The organism is Arthrobacter sp. Bz4, assembly GCF_003075455.1.
GTDB lineage: Bacteria > Actinomycetota > Actinomycetes > Actinomycetales > Micrococcaceae > Arthrobacter_D.
Genome location: NZ_QDAE01000073.1, coordinates 1 through 1,032, shown reverse-complemented (window position 1 = coordinate 1,032; position 1,032 = coordinate 1). Strand labels below are relative to the sequence as shown.

1 protein-coding gene is annotated in these 1,032 nt (G+C 55.0%); it reads right to left on the bottom strand.

Annotation, left to right across the window (positions count from 1 at the left end; translation table 11 throughout):
• Positions 1 to 236: 236 nt before the first annotated feature.
• A complete protein-coding gene (locus tag DDA93_RS16100; protein ID WP_024475866.1) occupies positions 237 to 782 on the bottom strand; it encodes a hypothetical protein in 546 nt (181 codons plus the stop codon).
• Positions 783 to 1,032: the final 250 nt, after the last annotated feature.

Sequence of the window (1,032 nt, the reverse complement as noted above, 5' to 3'; positions counted from 1 at the left end):
CGGAAGGCTACTGATTCGACAGGCTCCGGTAACCAGCCATACTTATCAACTGTGTTTGGTGAAGGGGTCATGGCGGCCAATCTATTAGGACTGGTGCTTCCATTACAGGCGCCTCGCTTAGCTACATGCGCCTAATCCGCTACTTGCCCTTGGGCTTAGGCTCTGGAACTTTCGGCGGTCGTGAGCTGAAGTTGCTATCAGATTCCTTCACCACTCGAACAGTACTGTTTGGTCGCTTAGGTGGTGGGGGTGGAGGTGACGACGGTTTCGGGGGCATTAGGTTCCGGTTCTGAGTCTATGTTGGTTGAAAGATGCATGGCAGCAGCAGCTAATGACAATGCTAGAGCCGCGTAGCCAGTTAGAAGGACGTTTTTGCGCCAGAATAGTGCTTTCTCGTCGTCACGTAGGAGGTCCCACTTCTGATGCATGAGATCACGAGTGAACTCCGTAGGTTCTTGTCCCCACAGGTCCGTCTCATTCTGCTCAATGTTTAGCTGGTCTCCCAAGCCTGGCAGAAGCACTAGGGCGCCGAGGATGGCTGACGTAACTGAAAGCCAGACAGCACCCACGAACCAAGGCCCCTGCTGACCGACTTGCAGTGCGGTTGAGAGGCTTGCCGCCGCTACGAGTATCGAAGCACGCGTGTGCATCGTCCCAGTCCGTGATGCGACGTCAGCCCTCTGGGCGTCAGTCTCCTGATGAAGAGCTGCGATAAGCGCTTTGTTCCGGCGAAGGTCACGGCGATTCTTAAGAAGTCGCCGGCGGCTCAGTTCATCACTCATTGGAAGTCAGTATTACACGTGCGTCCGCGAATGCAGCGGACAGCGCGGACTGCGCCAGGTAACCAGCTCCTAGAGCAAGAAGTAGGGGAGTCCGTGGCTCAGAATCGAGCGTACGTAGAGTGGTCCTATGAGTGGAAGTAGAGCAAAGCGGGAACGCCAATCCAAGCGCAAAATCTCTGAGCAATCGATAGCTGCTGATTACACTCTTCGTGCAGCAAAAGCTGTTCTCAGGGTTGACCTCAGCGGGGTT